Origin of the sequence: Methanooceanicella nereidis (assembly GCF_021023085.1) — an archaeon.
GTDB classification, from domain to species: domain Archaea; phylum Halobacteriota; class Methanocellia; order Methanocellales; family Methanocellaceae; genus Methanooceanicella; species Methanooceanicella nereidis.
Genome location: NZ_PGCK01000004.1, coordinates 99,586 through 121,826, shown reverse-complemented (window position 1 = coordinate 121,826; position 22,241 = coordinate 99,586). Strand labels below are relative to the sequence as shown.

General features: G+C 49.1%; 22 protein-coding genes. 9 read left to right on the top strand and 13 right to left on the bottom strand.

The genetic code is table 11. The features are described from left to right. Positions 1 to 155: 155 nt before the first annotated feature. Positions 156 to 1,109 carry a nuclease-related domain-containing protein gene (locus CUJ83_RS06245; RefSeq protein WP_230741433.1) on the top strand — a complete coding sequence of 318 codons (954 nt, stop codon included), beginning with the start codon at positions 156 to 158 and terminating at the stop codon, positions 1,107 to 1,109. Between the two features lie 211 nt (positions 1,110 to 1,320). On the opposite strand, the gene CUJ83_RS06240 is transcribed toward CUJ83_RS06245, so the two are convergent. Beyond that, positions 1,321 to 2,076, bottom strand: a complete 756-nt coding sequence (locus tag CUJ83_RS06240; protein ID WP_500796487.1) for a hypothetical protein — start codon at positions 2,074 to 2,076, stop codon at positions 1,321 to 1,323. A gap of 222 nt (positions 2,077 to 2,298) precedes the next feature. Between CUJ83_RS06240 and radB the strand changes: the two genes are divergently transcribed. After that, a complete protein-coding gene (radB, locus tag CUJ83_RS06235) occupies positions 2,299 to 2,976 on the top strand; it encodes a DNA repair and recombination protein RadB (RefSeq protein ID WP_230741431.1) in 678 nt (225 codons plus the stop codon). Between the two features lie 318 nt (positions 2,977 to 3,294). Here the strand turns inward: radB and CUJ83_RS06230 are convergent, their stop codons facing one another. Beyond that, positions 3,295 to 4,032: a hypothetical protein gene (locus CUJ83_RS06230; RefSeq protein WP_230741430.1), complete on the bottom strand. Its 738-nt coding sequence runs from the start codon at positions 4,030 to 4,032 to the stop codon at positions 3,295 to 3,297. Between the two features lie 443 nt (positions 4,033 to 4,475). On the opposite strand from CUJ83_RS06230, the gene nrdD reads away from it, so the two are divergent. Together nrdD and CUJ83_RS06220 are read left to right on the top strand one after the other, a co-directional pair. Further along, complete coding sequence (gene nrdD, locus CUJ83_RS06225; RefSeq protein ID WP_230741429.1) at positions 4,476 to 6,821, top strand: anaerobic ribonucleoside-triphosphate reductase; 2,346 nt, start codon at positions 4,476 to 4,478, stop codon at positions 6,819 to 6,821. A gap of 513 nt (positions 6,822 to 7,334) precedes the next feature. After that, positions 7,335 to 8,105, top strand: a complete 771-nt coding sequence (locus CUJ83_RS06220) for an anaerobic ribonucleoside-triphosphate reductase activating protein (protein ID WP_230741428.1) — start codon at positions 7,335 to 7,337, stop codon at positions 8,103 to 8,105. A gap of 4 nt (positions 8,106 to 8,109) precedes the next feature. On the opposite strand, the gene CUJ83_RS06215 is transcribed toward CUJ83_RS06220, so the two are convergent. Continuing rightward, positions 8,110 to 8,661, bottom strand: coding sequence for a hypothetical protein (locus tag CUJ83_RS06215; protein WP_230741427.1), 552 nt, complete (start codon positions 8,659 to 8,661; stop codon positions 8,110 to 8,112). 167 nt (positions 8,662 to 8,828) lie between these two features. Here CUJ83_RS06215 and CUJ83_RS06210 point away from each other — a divergent pair, with 167 nt between their 5' ends. The 5 genes from CUJ83_RS06210 to CUJ83_RS06190 all read left to right on the top strand — a co-directional run bounded on the left by CUJ83_RS06210 (position 8,829) and on the right by CUJ83_RS06190 (position 13,438). After that, a complete protein-coding gene (locus tag CUJ83_RS06210) occupies positions 8,829 to 9,002 on the top strand; it encodes a hypothetical protein (protein ID WP_230741426.1) in 174 nt (57 codons plus the stop codon). Between the two features lie 155 nt (positions 9,003 to 9,157). Next, positions 9,158 to 10,114: an AAA family ATPase gene (locus CUJ83_RS06205; protein WP_230741425.1), complete on the top strand. Its 957-nt coding sequence runs from the start codon at positions 9,158 to 9,160 to the stop codon at positions 10,112 to 10,114. After that, positions 10,111 to 10,893: a sugar phosphate isomerase/epimerase family protein gene (locus tag CUJ83_RS06200; protein ID WP_230741424.1), complete on the top strand. Its 783-nt coding sequence runs from the start codon at positions 10,111 to 10,113 to the stop codon at positions 10,891 to 10,893. The genes CUJ83_RS06205 and CUJ83_RS06200 overlap by 4 nt, the downstream gene beginning before the upstream one ends. Positions 10,894 to 10,901: 8 nt before the next feature. Beyond that, positions 10,902 to 12,101 carry an MFS transporter gene (locus CUJ83_RS06195; RefSeq protein WP_230741423.1) on the top strand — a complete coding sequence of 400 codons (1,200 nt, stop codon included), beginning with the start codon at positions 10,902 to 10,904 and terminating at the stop codon, positions 12,099 to 12,101. A 77-nt stretch (positions 12,102 to 12,178) separates the two neighbouring features. Continuing rightward, complete coding sequence (locus CUJ83_RS06190; protein WP_230741422.1) at positions 12,179 to 13,438, top strand: MFS transporter; 1,260 nt, start codon at positions 12,179 to 12,181, stop codon at positions 13,436 to 13,438. Here CUJ83_RS06190 and CUJ83_RS06185 read toward each other — a convergent pair. From CUJ83_RS06185 to CUJ83_RS06140, 10 genes are all read right to left on the bottom strand, one after another. Beyond that, positions 13,404 to 13,910, bottom strand: a complete 507-nt coding sequence (locus CUJ83_RS06185) for a DUF5806 family protein (protein ID WP_230741421.1) — start codon at positions 13,908 to 13,910, stop codon at positions 13,404 to 13,406. The genes CUJ83_RS06190 and CUJ83_RS06185 overlap by 35 nt on opposite strands. Before the next feature lie 45 nt (positions 13,911 to 13,955). Further along, positions 13,956 to 14,870: a ribonuclease Z gene (locus CUJ83_RS06180; protein WP_230741420.1), complete on the bottom strand. Its 915-nt coding sequence runs from the start codon at positions 14,868 to 14,870 to the stop codon at positions 13,956 to 13,958. A 48-nt stretch (positions 14,871 to 14,918) separates the two neighbouring features. Further along, positions 14,919 to 15,401, bottom strand: a complete 483-nt coding sequence (locus CUJ83_RS06175; protein ID WP_230741419.1) for a carboxypeptidase-like regulatory domain-containing protein — start codon at positions 15,399 to 15,401, stop codon at positions 14,919 to 14,921. A 141-nt stretch (positions 15,402 to 15,542) separates the two neighbouring features. After that, complete coding sequence (locus tag CUJ83_RS06170) at positions 15,543 to 17,501, bottom strand: P-type ATPase actuator domain-containing protein (RefSeq protein WP_230741418.1); 1,959 nt, start codon at positions 17,499 to 17,501, stop codon at positions 15,543 to 15,545. Positions 17,502 to 17,921: 420 nt separating this feature from the next. Beyond that, a complete protein-coding gene (gene asd, locus CUJ83_RS06165; protein WP_230741417.1) occupies positions 17,922 to 18,956 on the bottom strand; it encodes an aspartate-semialdehyde dehydrogenase in 1,035 nt (344 codons plus the stop codon). A 54-nt stretch (positions 18,957 to 19,010) separates the two neighbouring features. Next, a complete protein-coding gene (locus CUJ83_RS06160) occupies positions 19,011 to 19,187 on the bottom strand; it encodes a 4Fe-4S binding protein (protein ID WP_230741416.1) in 177 nt (58 codons plus the stop codon). Positions 19,188 to 19,718: 531 nt separating this feature from the next. Next, positions 19,719 to 19,886 carry a hypothetical protein gene (locus CUJ83_RS06155; RefSeq protein ID WP_230741415.1) on the bottom strand — a complete coding sequence of 56 codons (168 nt, stop codon included), beginning with the start codon at positions 19,884 to 19,886 and terminating at the stop codon, positions 19,719 to 19,721. A 135-nt stretch (positions 19,887 to 20,021) separates the two neighbouring features. Further along, positions 20,022 to 20,792, bottom strand: a complete 771-nt coding sequence (dapB, locus tag CUJ83_RS06150) for a 4-hydroxy-tetrahydrodipicolinate reductase (RefSeq protein WP_230741414.1) — start codon at positions 20,790 to 20,792, stop codon at positions 20,022 to 20,024. A 13-nt stretch (positions 20,793 to 20,805) separates the two neighbouring features. After that, positions 20,806 to 21,798: a 4-hydroxy-tetrahydrodipicolinate synthase gene (gene dapA / locus CUJ83_RS06145; protein ID WP_230741413.1), complete on the bottom strand. Its 993-nt coding sequence runs from the start codon at positions 21,796 to 21,798 to the stop codon at positions 20,806 to 20,808. Then, positions 21,798 to 21,995 (bottom strand): 30S ribosomal protein S17e, encoded by a 198-nt coding sequence (locus tag CUJ83_RS06140; protein ID WP_230741412.1) that lies wholly within the window; start codon positions 21,993 to 21,995, stop codon positions 21,798 to 21,800. Before CUJ83_RS06140 ends, dapA begins: the two co-directional genes overlap by 1 nt. Positions 21,996 to 22,241 lie beyond the last annotated feature (246 nt).

Below are 22,241 nucleotides of genomic sequence, written 5' to 3'. Positions count from 1 at the left end.
GTGATCTCAAACTGGCCTGATATTGTTTTTATCAGTTTAAAATCTATTATAAACTATAAAAACTGTGAAATATGGATATATTTGTTATTTTTGAAGATTTTATCCTGTCCGCATATGACAATGTTTATAGCATAAAAGCTAGCTTTTTATTTTGTATGGCAACTTTGATTGGTAGCAGCGGGGCTGGAGACGACCTTATCCGCAAGTTGCACGACATGGGTGTCTCGCGAAGCTGTACCACCATCCGCGAAGTGATGGAGCGGCGGGAGGCCATAGACCAGTACATCAGTCTTGAGCGGTCAAGACAGGAAAGGCTCATCGAAAGAGAGCTGAGGACGTTAAAGAAGAACATGAGAAAAAGTCTCATCCTCGATTACCTGCTCTTCTTCAATAAGAACAAAAAAAGCGAAGAGTACATGATGAGAATAAACCATCTGCAGGTAAACAGGGAGGCCATCATCGAGAACGGCCTGCTGTACCTGTACCGCGAAAAAGAGGTGCTGGACAGACTGACGAGAGAGTACCGTAGCGAGCTGAAAGGATACTACGGTGAGCTGCTCGTAATGGACGCGCTTAAACAGCTGAGCGATGACTATTACGTGATAAGTGATGTCAAGATAGCCCGCGAGAACGGCCAAAAATTCGATGGCAAAATGCTGAAATCAGCCAGAGTTGACCACATCGTGGTGGGCAGAAAAGGTGTATACTGCGTCGAGACAAAGAACTGGAACTCGAAGTGGAAATACGAGGATAAGCCCACTCCCGGCGAGCAGGCGCGACGCGCCTCTCATCTACTGTATAAATACCTGAAGTACGCCTGTAACCTTAACGGCGTGAAGGTCATGAGCATCGTGCTCTATACGAACAGCACCATTAAGGGGAAGGAAGACTTTGTGCGGTTCCTGAAATATGATGATTTCCCGGAATACCTTTCGTCAAGGCCGGAAATACTGACGGACGATCATGTAAGCAGGATCGTTGATATCTTAAGGGACCGCGAAATAAGGTTTGACGACAGCCTGAAGGAACCCGTCCGGGTCGAACAGACCATTACAGCGGATGAAGACCTGAGGGAATTGGAGATGGATGTGATCACCTCCGGTGATTGAAAATGTGATACGGCATGTATCTTGAAAAAGAAACTGCCGTATCACGATATTTTTTTATGTTTTATCTTCAATGAGATCAAAGCTTATCGATCTTTAATGATTGTGATATTACTGGCAGTACATTACGCTCACGTGCAGCGTTAAATATAGCGATCATATAAGATCATCAGTCAATGACCATATAAATCGAAGAACTAATGGGACACACTACTTAGTCGCTCAGTTTTAGCTCGCCCTTATGTATCGCGATGGCCTCATCGATGGTCAGCTCTCCGCGAGCGACCTGTCTCGCAAGATACCTGGGGATGGTCGCGCGGCCTTCCGACATTGAACGGCTTGATTCCTGTATGACGCGGATCTCGCCCTTGGACGGCTCCACTTCCATTTTGCCTACGGGCACGCCTTTGATCCTGGCGATGTTTATGGCCGCTATTAAGTCCCTCACTGTGCTTGTGTGGATATTCTTGCCAATGTACGGGGTAGTGCCGCTTTCGTCAACCAGCTCGACCTTAAAGCCGCTCTGGAGAAGAGAGTTGATTATCTGTGTCGTGATAAGCCTGGCCCCATGGCCTATTCTCACAAGCGATACTCTTGCGCTATAGTCATGGGCTATTTTCTTAAGAAGGGGCTCGACCTCCGTCACGCCCACCTGATGGACAGCTATGACAATGTCCCCGGACAGCACGGCGATCCCGGGGCGTCTTCCCGGATCTATGCCCACAACAAGAGAAGCTGCATGTATCGTCCCGGTCAGCGCGTTTATAGCCCTGTCGACCGTGGCATGTGCCTCATCATAGACGATAAGGTGCTCGCCATCCCACATTATCTCTTTAGCCTCCGCGGTCGTTGTGATGACAACCTTGACATTAGAAGGGACCGGCTCATCCATCCTTAGCGTAATGAACGGCACGCGCCTGCTTTTCAATTCGAACACGACTTGCTCATATACTGTAAAATCCGACGTGATCAGGGCTACTATGTTTTTCCTTCAAGTCCCTCCTTATTATGTTCAAGAAAAACTATCTAATGATATCGGATATATTTGTCGCTTCAATATTTTATTCGATACAGCCTGTGGGACGGACTTATAATACCGATGGGGTTCCCGGAGGCATTTCATAGCCGGAATATCGGGCTTTCCAACAACGATATAAACAATCACGTTGCATAGGATAGAGGTTAAATCTCGATGAAAGAAACGGTCATTAAAAGGCTACCCACAGGCTCTAAAGCTCTCGACGAGCTCCTCGGGGGAGGATTTGAAGCAGGCACCATCTCCCAGCTTTACGGAGAGCCGGCGAGCGGTAAGACTAATATATGCTTACAATCTGCCATCAATACTTTAAGGTCAGGTAAAAAAGTCATCTATATCGACACCGAAGGCTTTTCCACAGATCGTTTCAGGCAGATAGCGGGTGATAACGCTTTAGATGTCGCAAGGCACATGATCGTTTTCTCGCCGACAAGCTTCGAAGAACAATACGTGGCCATTAAGGACACCGAAAAACTTGTCAGGGAAAATGTGGGATTGATCATCCTGGATTCCGCTACCGCACTGTACCGGATTGAGCTTGAGGCCAAAGACAGCATGCTATTAAAGAGAGAGCTCGCGAACCAGATGACGTTATTGCTGGGACTGGCGAGAAAGCACAACGTTGCTGTCATTATAACGAACCAGATCTACATGGATGTCGATAAGGAGGAGCTTCGCGCCGTGGGCGGCAACATGCTCGAACACCTTAGCAAGGTCATAGTCCAGCTGACAAGGACCGGGATCGGCAAGCGCATGGCGACACTGAAGAAGCACAGGTCTATGCCGGAGGGCGGTTGCGCCGAGTTCACAATAACAGAGAACGGCATAGTATAATTTTTTTATCAGACTAATAAGTGTTAATCATTTAGAGTTCTGTCCAGTAATATTTTTAATTTGAATGCGAGTCCCTCTTTGATCAAGTCCATCACAAAGGTAACTAAGGACCACTGTTTCTCACCACGAAGCGCACGAAGGCGAATAAGGACCACTAATTTTTTTTAAGTATATGATATAAATCTTCTAAAAAGTCCTTTGTGAACCCTCGAGCCCCTTGTGCGCTTCGTGGTGAGAAACAATGGTCCTTAGTTACCTTTGTGCGATATATAATGATAAAGAATATAGACAAAACAGGGATCAAAGGACTTATGACATTTAAGGACCGCTCCCGGACTTAAAATATTTCCAGCCTGTCTTTGCCAGTTTCATTCTATCTTCAGGCTTTTCTTCGATCCATTTAATGACTTCGCTGAAACGGTATCCGATGTCATGGGTCTCTTTCGGGTCGAAATATCTCTTATACCCCAGCGACTTTACATATTCCTTGAACCTTTTTTCCAGCTCGTCCTGCAATAGTCCTTTTATTTCGACCACGGTGACATCATATCCCTCTTCTCGGAGGGCTGTTCTTGACATAGTGTTCACATACCCCGTACATATCTCTATACGGGTATTCTCGGGGCTTGCGTTAAATCTGGATACGAGCTCTTTTGTGACTCGCGCTGTCTCATACAGGTAATCTTTTGACTCGAAACGCTCTCCCTGGAAATATTTTACTTCGACTATGCCGGTCTCTACCCGGGCTTCATCGGTGACGCCTATCATCACTCCCCCGAGCGGGAACCCCCAGCCGGCATCGTCCACCTTTAGCACTTTTTCTTTCTGGCGCCCCATGCCGCCGGATAACATATCCTCAAGAGTACTGAGGTCAACAGTGACCAGTTTAAGCTCGCCCTTACTATTCATGTATACCTTGGCGTTCCATTTTGGCGACGCCCGGATGCCGTCACCATATACGTGCAGCACGACATAAGGGCTGCTCTCTTTTCGCTCAGGCAGCTTAAGGCTCTTTATTTTTTCCAGCGTTTTCCTGTCAATGATCTTAATGTCCATTTTGTTTTTCCCTTTTATGAAATATTACGAATATACTCTACATATTTGCTGTGGATAGCTAATAATTTCTTAATATTATTATATTCACTAAAAAATGAAAATTTTCATAAACTTTTTTACAAATATTTTTAAAATATTTCAAACGGCCCAAAAAACCCTCTCACGCCGCTCAAATATTTTTTCGGCTTACGTATAAGCCATCAAAACCGATTTTAAATCCTTATGGGGTTAATTACGGACCGCATATTTATTTGTTCAATTGAAAAATCACTATTAATATAATTACTTACAAAATGTAAACATAACACTTATAACCTTGCAAGCAGTACAAGTAGTAAGTCATTATGTATTGGCTTTTTACAATATCGATAAGCAAGTATATGGTGATCGATAGCTTGAGATGGTAACATGACTTCTTACAAGATCATTCCGGGGGTGTCCGTATGGTTTCAATGAATTTCGAAAAGACACGCGGTGACGGTGACCTATACATCATAAAGTCTGACAACAGGATCGAACTCTTCGACCTGAACAAGGTAGTTGTCAGCCTCATAAAGTCAGGGATATCCTACAAGGTGGCATGCGATATAGCGGATGACCTCCAGTACAGGATACAGGACGGCATAACTACCAGATCTCTTCGCACTATACTTATCAACATGATAGACCAGAGGGACCCGGATGCGGCCCTGAAGTACAAGCAATCACATGAAATGTACGTCAGGACGTCGAGGGGGACTCTCGAGCCTTTTAACAGCAAGTTCATAGAGGAGTCTCTGGTCAAAGAGACTAACCTCCCTCAGGAAAGCGCCGCACACGTGGCAAGGGAAGTCGAGGCGAAGCTCAGGAAACTGAAAGTGAGCTACCTGACAGCACCCCTTATTCGTGAGATCACCACGGTACAGTTACTGGAGGAAGGGTTCGAAGAAGCCCGTTCACAATACACCAGGCTCGGTATGCCCGTGTACGACGTGACAAAGCTTATCGAACAGGGCAGCAAGGAGAACGCAAACCTGCACCATAACCCCGAGACCATCCACAAGTTCGCAGGCGACCAGATAATCAGGGAGTATCTTCTCGTAAAGATATTACCTAAGAACATCTCGGACGCCCACATGCGCGGTGACATCCATCTGCATGACGCGGACTATTTCGCCATAAGGCCAAACTGCCTTCAGCACGACCTTTCATGGTTCTTTAAGCATGGCTTGAGGGTCGACGGTACCGGAAATCATACGTCTGTCGCGGGGCCGCCGAAGCACGGCATGGTGGCAGCGCTCCATGCGGCGAAGATCCTCGCGTCAAGCCAGACCAATATGGCCGGCGGGCAGTCTTTCGATAACTTTAACATATTCATGGCGCCGTTCTTCACCGGCAAGTCTTACGACGACGTCAAGCAGGTGGCACAGGCGTTCGTCTATGAGATGAACATGCAGTACGTCGCTCGCGGCGGCCAGGTAGTGTTCTCAAACATGGATATTGACCTCACGGTGCCGAAATTCCTTCAGGACATCCCTGCCGTAGGCCCGAAGGGTAAGATATCCGGCACTTATGGCGACTATCATGATGAGCTTGTCATGTTTACGAAAGCACTGCTGGACGTTTTCCTCGAAGGCGACGCTCTCGGAAAACCACACCTCTTCCCGAATCTTATAGTGAAGGTCAGGGATAGCGCGTTCAAGGACAGGGAGCAGAATGATATGCTCTTTAAAGTCCATCAGCTGTTCTCAAAATACGGGACCCCGTACATACTGAACCTTCTTCCGGAATGGCAGCATGACGCGGTCAACAGCATGGGATGCAGGACCAGGCTTAGCGGCGACTGGGCCGATAAGCAGGGCTATGAGAACCCCATGATGAGCACAATGAGGACCGGCAACATTCACTATAACACGGTCAACCTGCCGCGCATAGCCCTTGAGGCAAACGGCGACGACAGCAAAGTGTTCGAGATACTGGATTCCAGGCTCGACCTTATCAAAGAGGCTCTTGTCATTAAACATGAGCTGATGGAAAAGAGGCTCTACCAGAACAAGCTCCTTCCGTTCCTGACGCAGAAGAACGCCGAAGGCGAGGAGTACTACAGGTTCAGGGACGTCACCCACACAGTAGGGTTCGTCGGCCTGAATGAGTTCGTGCAGGCGCACACAGGGACCAGCCTCCACGAATCCGTGGACGCATACGATTTCGGAATGGACGTGCTCAGGTACATGCGCGACTGGGCTGAAGTGCAGCAGGAGCTTACCGGATGGAGGTGGACGCTCACCCAGACCCCGGCAGAATCCACCGCGGGCAGGTTCGCCAAGCTCGACATGCGCCACTTCGGGGACCGCGCCATCGTCAACGGCGACAGGGAGAGCGGAGCCGTATACTATACAAACAGCTCTCACATAAAGGTCGACGCCGACATATCGCTGTTCGAAAGGGCAAAGCTCGAGGGCAACTATCACCCTGTATGTAACGGCGGCCACATAGCCCACTTATTCCTGGGCGAAGGCACCCCCGACCCCGCAGGCCTGATGAGCCTCACCGAAAAGCTCTGCCGCAACACGAGCATGGGACTTTTCGACTACACCCGCGACCTGACAACCTGCAAGAAATGTACGACCGTGTCAGGCGGGCTTTTAAATAAATGCCCGAACTGCGGCGCAAGCGGTAACGATCTTGAGTACTATTCCAGGATAACCGGCTACTGCCAGCGCATCGGAAGCGGCGACATCAACACCGGCGGCTGGAACGACGCGAAGATCGCAGAGCTCAGGGACAGAAAGAGATACTGCGTAAACTAGATCAAATGATGGCCGGGATTTCCGGCTATTTCCTTATTTTAGTTTTCATTTCAATATTTTCGCAGGTTAAGGTTGATCCTTACTGTCTGATCATAGTTATCCACGCCACAAAGGCGACTAAGGACCACTATTTTTCACCACGAAGCGCACAAGGGGCTCGAGGGTTCACAAAGGACTTTTTTGAAGATTTATCATATACTTAAAAAAAATTAGTGGTCCTTATTCGCCTTCGTGCGCTTTGTGGTGGAAACTGGTGTACCCTCGAGCCCTTCGAGCGCTTCGTGGTGAAAAAACCGTGCCCTTAGTTGCCTTCGTGGTGGAGGAATATGGTGTTTTTAAATCTTTTTCTATCATAATACAGGTCTTATTAGATCAGGAATTATAAGAAAAACCAATATATCATAGTCATTGACCTATGGTCTTTCATCATTCCATCACTATACTCATATCGCTCAGAAAATTAATTATGGTGTAAGCCCATATCTACAATATTCAATTGACATGAGGCATTCGATGAAAATTAACCTTGGCGACATAATACCGACGTCGACTCTGGACTGGCCCGGAAAGGTGGTCATGACCATATTTATGCGGGGATGTCCGCTGAAGTGCCCTTATTGCTCTAACTCGCAATTCATGGAGGTCGAAGACGACTACGAGCCCGCTGACATCGAAAAAGTAAAAGGCGAGATCGACAAGGCCAAAGATTTCATCGACGGTATAGTCCTTTCCGGCGGGGAGCCGTTCATGCAGATGGGAGCAGTCCGGGAGCTCGCAAAATATGCGAAAAGCTTCGGCCTGCTGGTAGGTATCCAGACCAATGGCATGTATCCCGACCGGATAAAAGAGCTGAACGACGAAGGATCACTGGATGCCGTATTCCTTGACGTCAAGGCCCCGTTGAAGCAGGGGCCCTACCTGTACGCGTCCGGATATGAAAACGGGGATGAGATACTGCAGTCCATTACCCGGTCTATCGAAATATGCGCAAGGCTGAGGTCAGAGGGAAAGCTTGTTTACTATGAGGCGCGGACCACTGTTTTAAAGGACATAGCGGACATGCCGGAAGACGTGGCGGGCATCGCCGGGTCCCTCGGATGCTGCGACTCTTATGTAATCCAGCAGGGAAGGCCCGAGCTTGCGTGGGAAGAAAAGATGAAGGGGACAGAAGCTATCCCGAGGAACGAATTGCTGGACCTTGCCAGGACATTGCGGGCAAGGCAGGGATTGAACATTAAAAAATTAGTGGTAAGGACTCGCGAGCTCGGAGACGAGACGGTCTGACCGTTTAATCCGTGAGCCTTTTTTGGCCGCCCAGATTCAGCCTGTATTCGCATTCCTTATGTATGGCCTTCCATGCATGGTTTTCTATCATATCGCGCCTGTACACCGGATCATAGCCGAGGTACGCGAACAGGAGCACCGATATTATGATCGCCGCCAGTATCAGAACGAACGTGAGGATCAGGTAAGGCATCTCAGTTATAATGCCCAGATATACCATGTATGCTTCGATTAGTATGACGATCAGTATTGGCAGGATCAGTCCCACGTAGGATAAAAGCACTTTAAGGGGCCTGTCCACTTTTTGCCCGGCCTTGAAAGCGGATATGCGTTCCATGATCACCAATGTCTCTTCATTGGGGCAGGTTGCCGTTACGAAGGCAGATATGTCTTTCATCTGGTCCTTCGAAAGCGCGTCGCTCGAAAGCCTGTATGCGATGTCTTCGAGTAACGGTATGCCATTGAACGGGTTCTTTTCCATGGCTCGCTTTTCCACTGCATGTCTTATTGAGTACACCTTTTTAATCGTCGATATGATCAGGTCCATATTATTCATATTATTCTCCGGGCTGTGGGTTACTCTATATCCTGTACTATACAGTAAGGAAGTATTTAAACGCTTATACAACAAAAATTTTCCCTTTTCAAGCACACTTATGTTCATTTTTCAGATAAAAATGTTGCGCGGAATCTATTTGCGTCAATGAATATTTCTCATACTATATGTCCGATTCTTCCATTATACGAACGCTGGTAAGGTGGACCACCTATCTGTTCGTTTTCGAGGCGTGTCTTCTGGTCTTTACTCAGTCAGATATCTCGCTGGTACAGAAGATCGGCGTCACTGCAGCGATAATGAGCTTTGCGGTCGTGTTCATCGGGGCGTTCAAAGATTGAATTTTTTAATATGCGGCTTTCTTATGCACGAATTTGTACGACCTTCCTGCTATCCGGGCCCTGAAAACCGTAATTGATATTATCATATGATTTTTGCACAAGTATTAATATGTTCAAATCAGTAAGACAAACAATCATAGTGAGGTATCATTTTCATGAAGGTCATAGCTTTCGTAGGGATGCCCGGAGCGGGAAAGAGTGAGGCGTCCGGCGTCGCTCGCGAGATGGGGCTCCCCGTCATAATAATGGGAGACGTGCTTCGCGAGGAAGTAAAGAACAGGGGGCTGGAGCCTACCGATGCCAACATCGGCTCGGTCGCGAACCAGTTGAGAAAGGATGAGGGAATGGACGCGATAGCTAAGAGGTGCATTCCGAAAATAGAGTCATTGGAAGGCAACGTGGTCGTTATCGACGGCATACGCGGCATCGCCGAGGTCGAGACGTTCAAGGAGAAGTTCGGGGAGAACTTCACGCTCGTCAAGATAGACGCTCCGTTCGAGCTCAGGCTGGAGAGGCTCACAAGACGTGCCCGCTCTGACGATAATGGCACGCCGGAGTGGCTCAGGCAGCGCGATGAAAGAGAGCTATCATGGGGCATGGGCAAGGCTATCGAGGTCGCTGATAAAGAAGTGGTCAATCTAGACCCTATAGAAAAATTCCGGGAGGAGATCGGGTCCATACTTACGAGGGAGAGCATCGAGACCACCGTGTCCGTTCTGGTGTTCCCGACCGAGGTAGAGGAAAACGTGGCCCGTGCCGTAGAGAACATTTTCCCGGGCACAAAGCTGAACATGATAAAGCAAAAAGGCTATGTGGACCGCTTTGAAGGCAAGCCCTCGGACCTTTCGCATTTCCACGATCTATTAAGAAAAGAGAAAATACTTGATACTGCACGAAATTTCTTCTATAAGGGCCTATCGAGAGAGGAGAAAGAAATATCGTTCGAGCTGAATAAACAGGCTGCCTTTATGGGTGAAGTGAACTTCCTGGACCACGATGTGGCCCTTGGGGGCATATACGTCACTATATCACACTTCGACCCTGAGATGATTATCGACTGGCTTGCGCCGGTAACGAAAGACGGCAGGCCTGTGATGGAGATAGAGCTTTGAGCCTGAAGGTCGGCTTTTCCGCATACAAGCTTGTAACTTACCCGTTCTCTTGGGCATATCGGCTAGAGGACATGGGCTTCCAGGGATGGGAGATAGTCAGCGAGGCTAAACAGCGAATAAGCAGGGAGACGCTTCCTGAAATAAAGGATATAATCAACTCCACGAACCTCAAGATCACCGTACACGGCCCGTTCTCCGACCTCAACTGCGCCACGCTCAACGACCCTATCTGGAATGAGACGATAGCGCAGTTCAAGCAGTGCATAGAGCTTTCTGCGGATTTTTCTGACACGATGGTCATACATCCGGGCGTACTGTCGCCACTGGGCAATCAGGTACCGGATAAGGCGTGGGACAGGAATATAGAGGCATTAAGGATCATTTGCGACCACGCAAAAGACTACGGCGTAAAGATCTGTCTTGAGAACATGCCTAACATGGATAAGCTCTTATGCAGGACGCCTCACGAGATATTCGGCATGATAGAGATGGTCGGCAGGGAAAACCTGGGCATGACCTTCGACGTCGGCCATGCGAACACCGTTAAGAACATACCCGGGTTCCTAAAAGAAAAACACCGGTTCTCCCATATCCATGCACACGATAACAGGGGGGCCCATGATGAGCATTTACAGATAGGGACGGGTATCATAGACTGGAAATATATCCTTAAAGAGATCAAGGATTTTGACGGCGTCGTCGTAATAGAGGGACGAAGCCTGGAAGAGGGCGAGAAGAGCCTGGAGTTCATAAGGGACTGGGAGAAAAACAACCAGTAGATGATAACATGGCCTTAGGCAAAGACGTTAATTTTGATAAGTTTCGTATTTTTATCCTGGCACTGGGACACTTCATAACTGACTGTTATGCGAACATGGTGCCTCCGCTGCTGCCTTTATTAAGGTCCGCTTACGACCTCTCGTATGCAGCGTCGGGAATGATCATGACAGTCTTTACGGTCACATCAAGCATAATACAGCCCGTGTTCGGATATTATGCCGATAAGCACGGAAAACGCTGGCTTGTGGCATTGAGCGTCATCTGGACAGCTTTTTTCATGTCACTCATTGGCGTGATAGGCTATCTGGGGCTGGATGTGCCTGCCACGTACATTATCTTACTTGTCATGGTCGCACTGGCCGGATTCGGCTCGGCGTCATACCACCCGCAGGCATCCACTATGGTCCCGAGGATCAGCGGCAGCCATAAGGGACTTGGTGTTTCGCTGTTCTCTGCCGGAGGCAACCTGGGCTATGCTGTCATGCCGTTGCTCGTGGTGCCGGTGACACATATATGGGGGCTGGAAGGGACATTATTGTTATTCATACCGGGCTTTTTCATGACACTCCTTCTGCTCAAATACGCTCCGGAGGCACCTTCGGAAGGGGCCCATCTCAGGTTTGAAGAGCTGCTGAGGGACATCAGGTCGGTCATCAGGCCGCTAGCGACCATTGTGGGAATAGTGTGTATGAGGGCTTGGCTTTTCTTCGGGCTTATCACTTTCCTGCCGTTATACTTCGCCTATAAGGGGGAGCCTCTGGAGTTCGCAAGCATTCACCTCTTCATACTATTATTCTTCGGCGCCATGGGAGGCCTTATCGGCGGGGATACATCCGATAAGTACGGCAGAAAGTTCGTCATCGTCACGTCACTGGTCCTTACCGGGCCGCTATTATTCCTGGCACTGTACACTCAGGGCTTACTTTCCCTTGCATTGACCGCGATCGCAGGCATGGCGCTGCTGGCGTCTTTCTCTCCGGCCATATTGATAGCGCAGGATCTCATACCGAAGAACCAGGGCATGGCGTCGGGCATAATACTTGGATTCGCGATGGGCGTAGGCGGCATTGGTGTCTCGGTCACCGGTGCCTTATCGGACCACTTTGGCATCGTCACCGGGATATTCTCTCTAGTGCTGCTGCCCCTGTTCGGCCTTATCCTGGCGTTAATGCTGCCGGGCATCATCAGGCCTCAAAGGGTAAAGTGATACCTTCTTTACCCATTTTCCGCGAATTGAAAACTTATTTATATGTCCTTAGCGAATTGTTGACAATCCTTTAGGGGATGAGTAAAACGTCAAAAGACGATAATGAAAGAAGCAGGTTTGACAAGTTCAGGGTATTTTTACTCGGGCTGGGGCATTTCACAGTGGACGTATACGCCAATATGCTGCCGCCTCTACTTCCTATATTTAAACAGTTATACGGGCTTAGCTATGCTGCGACCGCAGGCCTTACTTCCATCTTCTCTATCACTTCCACTCTCATACAGCCCATCTTCGGATACCTGGCGGACAGGTATGGTAAAAAGTGGATAGCTGCGTTCGGTGTGGCATGGTGTGCAGTGCTGATGTGCTGCCTGGGCATCGCCCCGAACTATGCGTCCATAGTCGTGCTGGTCGCACTGGCGGGGCTGGGCTCGTCCATGTTCCACCCGCAGGCGTCGGCCATGGTCCCAAAGGTAAGCGGCGACAGAAAAGGGTTTGGAGTGGCGATTTTCTCTGCAGGCGGCAGCATCGGGTACTCGATCATGCCGTTGATAGCCGTAATAATCGTCGGGATGTTCGGCATCGAGTCCCTGGTCTGGCTTATGGGCCCGGGCATCATCGTCGCTCTGCTGATGTATATCTACTCCCCCGATATGGAAGAGGAGTGTAAGGACCCCTCCAAGATCATTAACCTCGGGACGCTGGCAAAGAGCATGAGGGAAGTCCTCGGCCCACTGACGACACTGATCACTGTCGTGTCTCTGAGGAACTGGGTGACGATAGGTATGATCACGTTTATCCCGCTGTTCTATGCAGGCAGGTTCGCGGGATGGGAAGTCGCGGGATACGACGTAACCTACCTTGCCCCCGCCATCACGTTATTCCTGTTCATATTCTCGAACGCCATAGGCGGCATAGTGGGCGGATGGGCTTCCGACAGGTACGGTAAGAAGAACGTCCTGGTGTCATCCCTGTTCGCGTCCGTGCCTTTCTTTTACCTGGCTTTCAACTGCCCGGACATACTCGTATGGCCTTTCATGGCAATTGCCGGAGGGCTGATATACGCCTCGTTCTCCCCTATGATGCTGCAGGCTCAGGAATTATTGCCGAAAAGCCAGGGTATGGCCGGAGGCCTTATACTGGGGTTCTCAAACGGTATAGGCGGCCTTCTGGTACTTCTCACGGGCGTCATATCTGACCATAGTGACGTTTACGCCGGTGTCATGTCGCTGATAGTGATACTGGTATTGACGGGCTTTATGGCACTGTTATTGCCGGGGGACAGGATCTTAAAGACCGAGGTCAGCTATCCTGTTGCAGGTCAGACGCCTCGTTAAGCTTATCGGTGATCCTTTTAAGTGTCTCGGCCATCATTACCTGCACATCGGTGCTAACATCCCCGGGTTCCGATCCCTCTGTCCTTTTTAAGGCCTCGATGTTCCTGATGATGCCCTGTACCATCTCGATCATCTCCTCAAAAGATATGAGGCCTGAATAATAAGCATAAAAGAAAGTAGTGCCGGAGCGCAACACCTTCCTCTTGAAAGCGGCTTCCGCAGACGCGACATCCTGGCGCTCATAGGGCTCGTTCATAAAGGGAACAAGTTCGGGAAGGTTCTCGCCTATCCATGTCATCTGGGACCTTCCATGGTCCTTGAAATCGGCGCAAAGCCTGGCGATAGCCCATTCCCTGGCGGTCAGATGTGTCTTAGACTTCAAGGCATCGTTGACCTCTTCGTAAGTTTTCTTATCGAACTTCTGGAAGCGGCTGTATTTACCCGTATCCTTGCCCGCGCCGTCGTCGCTCATAATAATCAAAACATATCCGGTATATGATAAATGTTCTCCAATCTTTCACTCTTTCATGGGTACGTCGATTTCCATGAGATCATCCGCGACGATGACGTTCTCAAAATGTTTTTTAGCATCCTCTACGAGCTGTGTCGTATCCTGGGAATATCTTGAGCTGATATGCGTGAGTATGAGATTCTCCACATTCGCGGCCCTGGCGAGCCTTGCCACGCCGCCTGCGGATGAATGAAGCGTCTCCTCGGCCTTATCTATCATATCGTCAGAAAAAGTGCTCTCAGAGATCCAGATGTCAGCGTTCTTCAGGTATGGCAGGAACGCATCCGAAGGCACTGTATCTCCTGTATAGACTATAAGTCGGCCGGGGCGCGGCTCTCCTACGACGTCGGAGCTCTTTATCTCTTTTCCGTTAATGATGACGGGTTCGCCTCTGTGAAGCTTCGAGAACATGGGGCCTTCGGGGACGCCCAGTTCAAGCGCCTTTTGCTTATTGAACCTTCCCGGCCTTGAGTTTTCCCTTAGCGCATACCCGAGCCCAGGAACGCTGTGGAACGTCCTGAAAGCCTCTATGCGATACCCGCTCTTCTCAATGACATCGCCATGCTTTAGCTCATGTGTGATGATGTCAAAAGACGTTTTAAGGTATCCCAGGATGTTCAGCGCTTCAAAATATTCGTCGACGAAGGCCGGACCGTATACGTGTAAAGGCTCGGTCCTTCCCTGAAAGTTCATGGTCTGGATCAATCCCGGTATTCCGAGGGTATGATCGGCATGGAAATGGGTTATGAAAATCGAGCTTATGTCCATGAACCCGCACCTTGCGCACATCATCTGGCGCTGTGTGCCTTCCCCGCAGTCAAAAAGCATACGCTCGCCATTTCGTAGGATCATTATCGAAGGCATACCCCTTTTAGGTGTGGGGACCGCCCCTGCCGTGCCAAGGAATATTATCTTTAACATAACCGACCGTTATCTTATCCTCACATTATATTAAATTTTATACTGCTCTCATATTTTCTTTCTCTTTCTTACGATGGAGAGGGCGAATAACATGGCTATAGCAAAGGCTAAAATATCCGGGCCCGACGTCCTCGTTATAGTCGGCTCCGGAGGCGTCCTGTTTATAATTACCGGTACATACGTGAAATATTGCCTTTCAGGCGGCTCATACGGCCCAAGACCGGCAGGGTATTCCGAGGCCACATATTCCGGTATGACGATATTTGCCGTAGTGGTGCCTTCCGTTACCACGGCTTCCGTGAAGAACCAGTACCCGTCCTTTTCCGCGGTGATATTATACACGCCGGACGGCACGTTGAAAAATGAATATAGCCCGACAACAGGGCTTGTCTGGTTTGTGGTGTACTGGGGATTGTCTTCGATCTCAAGTAATCCTGTGATCACGTCCCCGTCCATCATCCAGAGTGCTACGGTCGCATCGGGTATGGCCGCGTTATCGCCGGACGTGACCATTCCGCTTATGCTTCCCATGCTAATACAATGTATTGGAATAGCGGCTAAATAAAGGATAACAAAAACCACTGTTATTGCTCGCAGCACCTTCATTAAGATACTATATATAAATAATAATATATAAATCTCTCAATAAAATAGAAAAAATGGAAAAATAGCTTACTTGAGGCTTATGAAATACGACCTCATCGAGTTCGTGGCTACCACGACCACGCTGGTGATGATCATAAGCGAGGCGATCTGTATGTCGATCACTCCAAGAGAAGCCGCGATGACCGCAAAAGTATTGAAATAGAACCCGAAGTTCAAACCTTCGTTCGCGCGCTTCAGGCTCTTCTTCGCCAGCGATATCAGGCCCGGAACCACCGCAAAAGAGTCGCACCTGGCATCGTCAAGGCCCTCGAAACCCGGCATGGCGTTCCCGATCACCACTGATCCGGAGTTTCCGGCAAACCTTGTTAAGTCGCCTCTTTTTGACACGACAACGACTTCTTTTTTATTCTCTACCATCTTTTTGACCAGTTCCAGCCTTTCCCTGTCGTCCATCCTGGACTTTATGTTAGTTATGCCGGCCTTCCTTCCGATGACCTCGGATAAACCTGCAGGGTTCCTGGAGATCAGCACGACCTCTTTGGCTTTTGCTTTGTCTTTGCCAAGGCTTTCCACGGCTTTCTTTGTCTCCTCGCTGACCTCAAGATCAAACGCGACAATGCCCATGAACTCGCGCCCTTTGAGAGCATATCTGACAAGCTTACCTTCATTCTCAAGCGCGTTTGCACGCTTATGGGAATCCGCGGGGATCTGCACTACCCTTGAGGCCTCTGCAAGGCTCTTGAGCGAATATTCCTCCGATGGGGCCACCCCTGAGGCATATTCCCTGGCCGCTTTGACCAGCGGGTCATTCTCATCGCCGCCGTAAGCCGCTATGGCGGACTTCATATCATTCTCAGTGTATCCCTGCACAGGTATAACGTCAGAGACCGTGGACTTATTGACGAGCGACTCGATGCCGCTTATGACGACAGTGTCCGCAAGGCTCATTCTCTCTATTGAGCCGTGTGATGAGAAATCAGCCCCGGCATTGGATGCTGCCAGTTTTCCCGTGACTATGGACACGGGCCATGCAATGAACATGGCAAGAGGCGTGGCCACTAATAATATCGCCACTGCCGAGACAGTGCTGTTAAAGAAGAAATATACGAATATCGACCCGAATAATGATACGAACAGCAGCACTCTCTCGACGGACTTCGGGTATCCTTTATTGAATTCCCTGGGCTTTCTTGCCTCCCTGAAAGCATCTGCTGCAGGCCTGAGTACCGAGTCGATAGCTTTTTTTGCCGCCTTGACAGTGACGTCGCCTTCCAGAAGTATATCGCCCGCATTGACCCGGACACCCTTTCTTACCTTCTCGTTATCTCCCCCGATAACCGTCACTAAGGTGCCTTCGCCATCGTCGACCGTGCCGTCCACAGGTATCCTGTAGCCGGACTTGACCGTGACAACGTCTCCCGGATTGATGTCTTCGGCATTTATCCATGCCTCTTTTCCGTCCGTGACGCTAAGAGCGACCGAAGGCAGGAAGAAATCCATCTGCTCATAGCGGTCCTGGACGGACCTTTTAAATATGCTGGCAGATAAAACGACGAATATGATGATGCCCGAGGCATAGTACACTGGCTCCATGACGCCGTAAGAATAGAACAGGGGCGATATGACCGCCACGGATACTAATATGTCCAGGCTGATCTTTCTATCTAGCAAAGCGCTGATGGCTTTTTTATGTACCGGGTAGCCGCAGATGAATATGATGAACATCCCTAAAATCTCGGCTGCAGGGCCTGTTAAGAGGTTCATGCTCGTGCCGGCGAAAGAGATGATAGTCGCTATGGCCGTTATTGCCAGCAATACCGGCTCCAGTATCCCTCCTATGCTGAACAGCGGCGACCTGGCCTCCTGTACCGCATACCCTATCTCCGCCGCCATCTCCTCGACCTCCCACGGATATGTGTTCTGCATCAGGTTGGCGACAAGCGTTTTCATATCACTGCTTATTTCTGCTGAGTATACTCCGTCCTTTGACTCGAGATACTCCTTGATCGCGGATGCGATCGACATGTTTGTGACACCATGGACATTGAATATGTAAGTCCTGTATGGTTTTGAATTTCGGGAACTAATATTTGCCATATAACCCGTAACTTATAATGCCGGGACTATTTTAAGGTTTTGAACAATCTCGAAAACAAAAAGGACGTCAATCGTTTGATCACTAAAAGGATGAAATCCGTTCATACCTCGCATCGTAAAATGCAAAAATTTTATATGCATGCCGTGATGCACGAATTTAATAATAAATATGGGAGCATCGAAATCCAAGATTTTGAGAGATCATTATGGAAAGGATCGATAAAACGTTCATAATCATGGCGAAGCCCGGCTATTATACAAATTATGCCCGGTTGATCGATAAGATACTCCCGGACTCTGAATATAATATTTGAAAATAAAATTGAATAAAAAGTTTATAAGGCTACTTTACAGGTAGCCTTTCTTCTTTAACAGTTCCGCGTTAAGGATGCTCGCGCCCGCAGCGCCTCTTATGGTGTTGTGGCCCATGCAAACATATTTTATTGCGTTATCGTGGCCGGACCTGATCCTGCCTATCGAGACGCTCATGCCTCTTCCCTGATCGCGGTCCATCCTCGGCTGCGGCCTGTCAGGCTCCTCCCTGACTATAAGGGCCTTCTTTGGCGATGTCGGAAGGTCTGACAGCCCGGAGTCGAACTTCAGGAAAGCATCCTTGACCTCTTCAGCGGTCGGGTTCTTCTCCGACCTCAGCCATATGGACATCGTGTGGCCGTCCATGACCATGACCCTGTGGCAGGCAGCGCTCACCCAGAACGGGGCGTTCTTAACACCGCTGCCGTCGAAAGTACCAAGGAGCTTTAAAGCCTCGGACTCCATCTTCTCTTCTTCCTTCCCTATGTACGGTATGACATTATCAAGTATGGCCATTGACGGGATACCATCGTAACCAGCACCTGAAATGGCCTGGAGAGTGGCCACATGGATATTCTTGATGCCGAACTGCATGAGCGGCTTTAGCGTCATGACCATCATGATCGTCGAACAGTTGGGATTCGTGACGATACACCCGTCCCATCCCCTGTTCTTTTTCTGGATGTCGATAAGTGCCAGATGCTCCGGATTGACCTCCGGTATCATCAGCGGGACATCTTTCTCCATGCGGTGAGAGCTCGCGTTCGAGCAAACGACAACGCCTGCTTTCGCAAAGTCGCTCTCTATGCCCGTAGCCAGTTCCGCAGGGAGCGCCGAAAATACTATATCAGCGTCTACCTTTTTCGGGTCAGTGGGGACCACGGTAAGGTCTTTGACACTTTCAGGGAGATCGGTCTCAAGCTTCCACTTGGCCACTTCGCCATACGGCTTGCCCGCGCTTCTCTCGGACGCTGCCAGGGCTGTTATCTCGAACCACGGGTGGTCCGCCAGCAATTGCACGAACCTCTGCCCCACATTCCCCGTGGCACCCAGTATTCCGGCTTTTATCATATACTTCACCAATTTTATAAGTCTCTATATGATAGGACTTCTTTTTATATCAACTTATTTTTCCAGTTTTATAGCTTCTGTCGGACATGACTCAACGCATGTTCCGCACTCGTTGCAAAGGCTCTCGTCTACCTTTGCGAACTCCTCTTCCATCTCGATAGCTGCCTCAGGGCAGGCGTCTACACAAGTTCCACATCCAACACATTCATCCTTGTTAATTTTTGCTGGCATTCAATGTACCTCCAGTTAAATGTTGTATGTTAGTAATTGCTTAATACTTAAAATTTTTCTAGAAAAGCTTTGTGTAATCGTTTTATATTGATTTATTTTATTATTTTAGCTGCTTGATTTTCTGTGTTTTCTTATTGGTTTACGTTGTTCGACGGTTTTTTGTTCTTTCACGTTGTTCGATGGTTTTTTGTTCTTTTACGCGGTTCGATGGTTTTTTGTTCTTTCACGTTGTTCGATGGTTTTTTGTTCTTTCACGTTGTTCGATGGTTTTTTGTTCTTTTACGCGGTTCGACGGTTTTTTGTTCTTTTACGCGGTTCGACGGTTTTTTGTTCTTTTACGCGGTTCGATGGTTTTTTGTTCTTTTACGCGGTTCGACGGTTTTTTGTTCTTTTACGCGGTTCGATGGTTTTTTGTTCTTTTACGCGGTTCGACGGTTTTTTGTTCTTTTACGCGGTTCGACGGTTTTTTGTTCTTTTACGCGGTTCGACGGTTTTTTGTTCTTTTACGCGGTTCGACGGTTTTTTGTTCTTTTACGCGGTTCGACGCTCGGCCTTCGGCCTCGCTACTCGGCTTTTAGGGTGCTTCGATGTCAGGGCCGGGCTTGCACCCCGCTCGCATGGCAGCTTCGCTGCATGCTCGCTCGCAAGCCCTAAGCGACGCCGACTGAGGCGGCGTCCATTACCCTGCCATCTACGCATCCCTCGCTACGCTCGGGCAGACCCTAAAAGCCTCGCCGAACGCGATAGATTGAAACTGAATAATGAGTTAATAGAAAAAATTAAAAAAGAAGATCGTGTCTTGATGACACGCTAAGCCTTAGAATATTCTAGGCTTTACTCTTTGAACATGTCTTCCATCGAGTAAAGTCCCGGCTTCTGCGAGGCTATCCATCTGGCTGCCTTTACTGCACCCGATGCGAATGCCATCCTGGAATGTGCCTGATGTTTTATCTCGATGCGCTCGCCTTCGCATGCGAATAGGACAGTGTGGTCGCCGACGATGTCTCCGCCGCGGACAGCATGGATGCCTATCTCTTTGCCTCTGGGCGCGACGCCTTCGCGGCCGTAGACATATCCGGGCTTTTCGCTGAGCGTTTCGGCTATGACGTCCGCTGCTTTTAACGCGGTACCGCTCGGGGCATCCTTTTTCTTGTTGTGATGGGCCTCGATGATCTCGATGTCGCAGCCTTCAAGGTTCCTGGTCGCTTCTTTTAGCAGCTTAAGGAAGACCTGTACTCCGACAGAATAGTTAGGGGAGATTAAGGCAGCGACCTTTCCGTTGTGGATGGCGCTTCGCATCTCTTCCTTCTGGGCCGCGTCAAAGCCGGTCGTGCCTACGACGAGGTTTACGCCGCTGGCTGCTGCGGTCTTGACGTTCTGGACTGCGGCCTGGGCTATCGTGAAGTCGATAAGCGCGTCAGGTTTTTTCTCCTTCAGCACCTTATCCATATCATCGACGTGTGATACCGTGATCTTGCCGATCTGCCTGCCGACGCCGCCGAGGTCGAAGCCTGCGACGAGTTCCATGTCTGGCTGGGAGAGGACGATCTCAGTTATCATCGTCCCCATCCTGCCGTTAATGCCTGTTATAGCGATCTTGACCATGTTAGCACCGGGCTTACTTCTTTGCCTTTGCTTTTGACTTTGGCTTTGCCTTTACTGCCTTTGGTTTTGCTGCCGGTTTGGCTTTCGGTGCCGCCTTTGGCTTTGCGGCTTTCTTCACCGGTAGCTTTCCAAGCGCCGTAAGCATGCCTTCCAGTACCTTCTGGTTTTCAGGGGCCAGCGTGGTCAATGGCGGCCTTAGCTCGCCTGCAGCAAGACCGAGCATGTTCGCAGCGGCCTTTACGGGTATCGGGTTTGTCTCGATGAAAATACCTCTCATGATCGGCGCAAGCCTGTAGTACAGGTCAAGGGCTTTCCTGGTGTTACCCTCTGCCTGGTACTTGATCATGTCCGAAACCTCTTTCGGGAGTATGTTCGCCGCGACGGATACCACGCCCTCTCCGCCCAATGACATTATTGGTATGGTGAGATTGTCGTCGCCTGACAGGACCGTGAAGTGCCTCTTATAGTCCCTGGTAAGCTCTATGATCTCGGCTACCTGGGGCAGGCTTCCGCTCGCCTCTTTGATACCCACGATGTTATCGACTTTCGCGAGCTCGGCGATGATCTTCGGCTTCATGTTGACGCCTGTCCTTGACGGGACATTGTAGAGTATGATAGGTATATCCACTTTCTCCGCGATGGTCTTATAGTGAAGTAGCTGGCCGGCGTCTCCCGGCTTGTTATAATAAGGAGTGATAAGCATCGCGCCGTCTGCCCCGGCTTCCAGGGCGAACTTAGTAAGATCGACCGCTTCGCGGGTGTTGTTAGAACCTGAGCCTCCTATGACCGGGACCCTGCCGTTGGCCTGGTCGACGGCTATCTCAAGAAGTCTCTTCTGCTCATTAAAATTCAATGTCGCGGCCTCGCCTGTGCAGCCGCAAGGAACAATTCCTGTTACACCGCCCTTGATAACGAAATCGATGTTGCTCCTGAATCCTTCTTCATCGATCTCGCCATTCTTTTTAAAAGGAGTAATAAGGGCAGGGTAAACGCCCTTGAAATTCATTATCTCTTCCTGCCTTTGGTGGATAGCTTTCTCGTTACATATCCTGCGAGACGGTTTCTCATTTCCTTTGTCTGAGCGCTCGAGAGCTTTTCGATCTTTTCCTTGTTAGCGTTAAAGTCTGAGCTAAACTCGTTGGGGTACTGCCTTAATAGCGCGTCAACCGTGCTTTTGATATAGGTCTGTCTTATGGATCCCATCCTTCAACCTCCTGTCGTTTTATTTTTTATATATGATATTCATAGTCAGCATATATGCGCTTACACATGGATTACAGGTGCATAGGGCTTATATGATGATATCGAACCTACTTATGTACTCATGGTATTTAATATGTTACTATTAGCTACAGTAACTATAGTTAAATTCGCACGCCTGTATCCAGGGTGCAAATCCCCTTAATCCTTTCTAATTAAAATAATTTTGCTTTAGTGGCTGTTTTATTG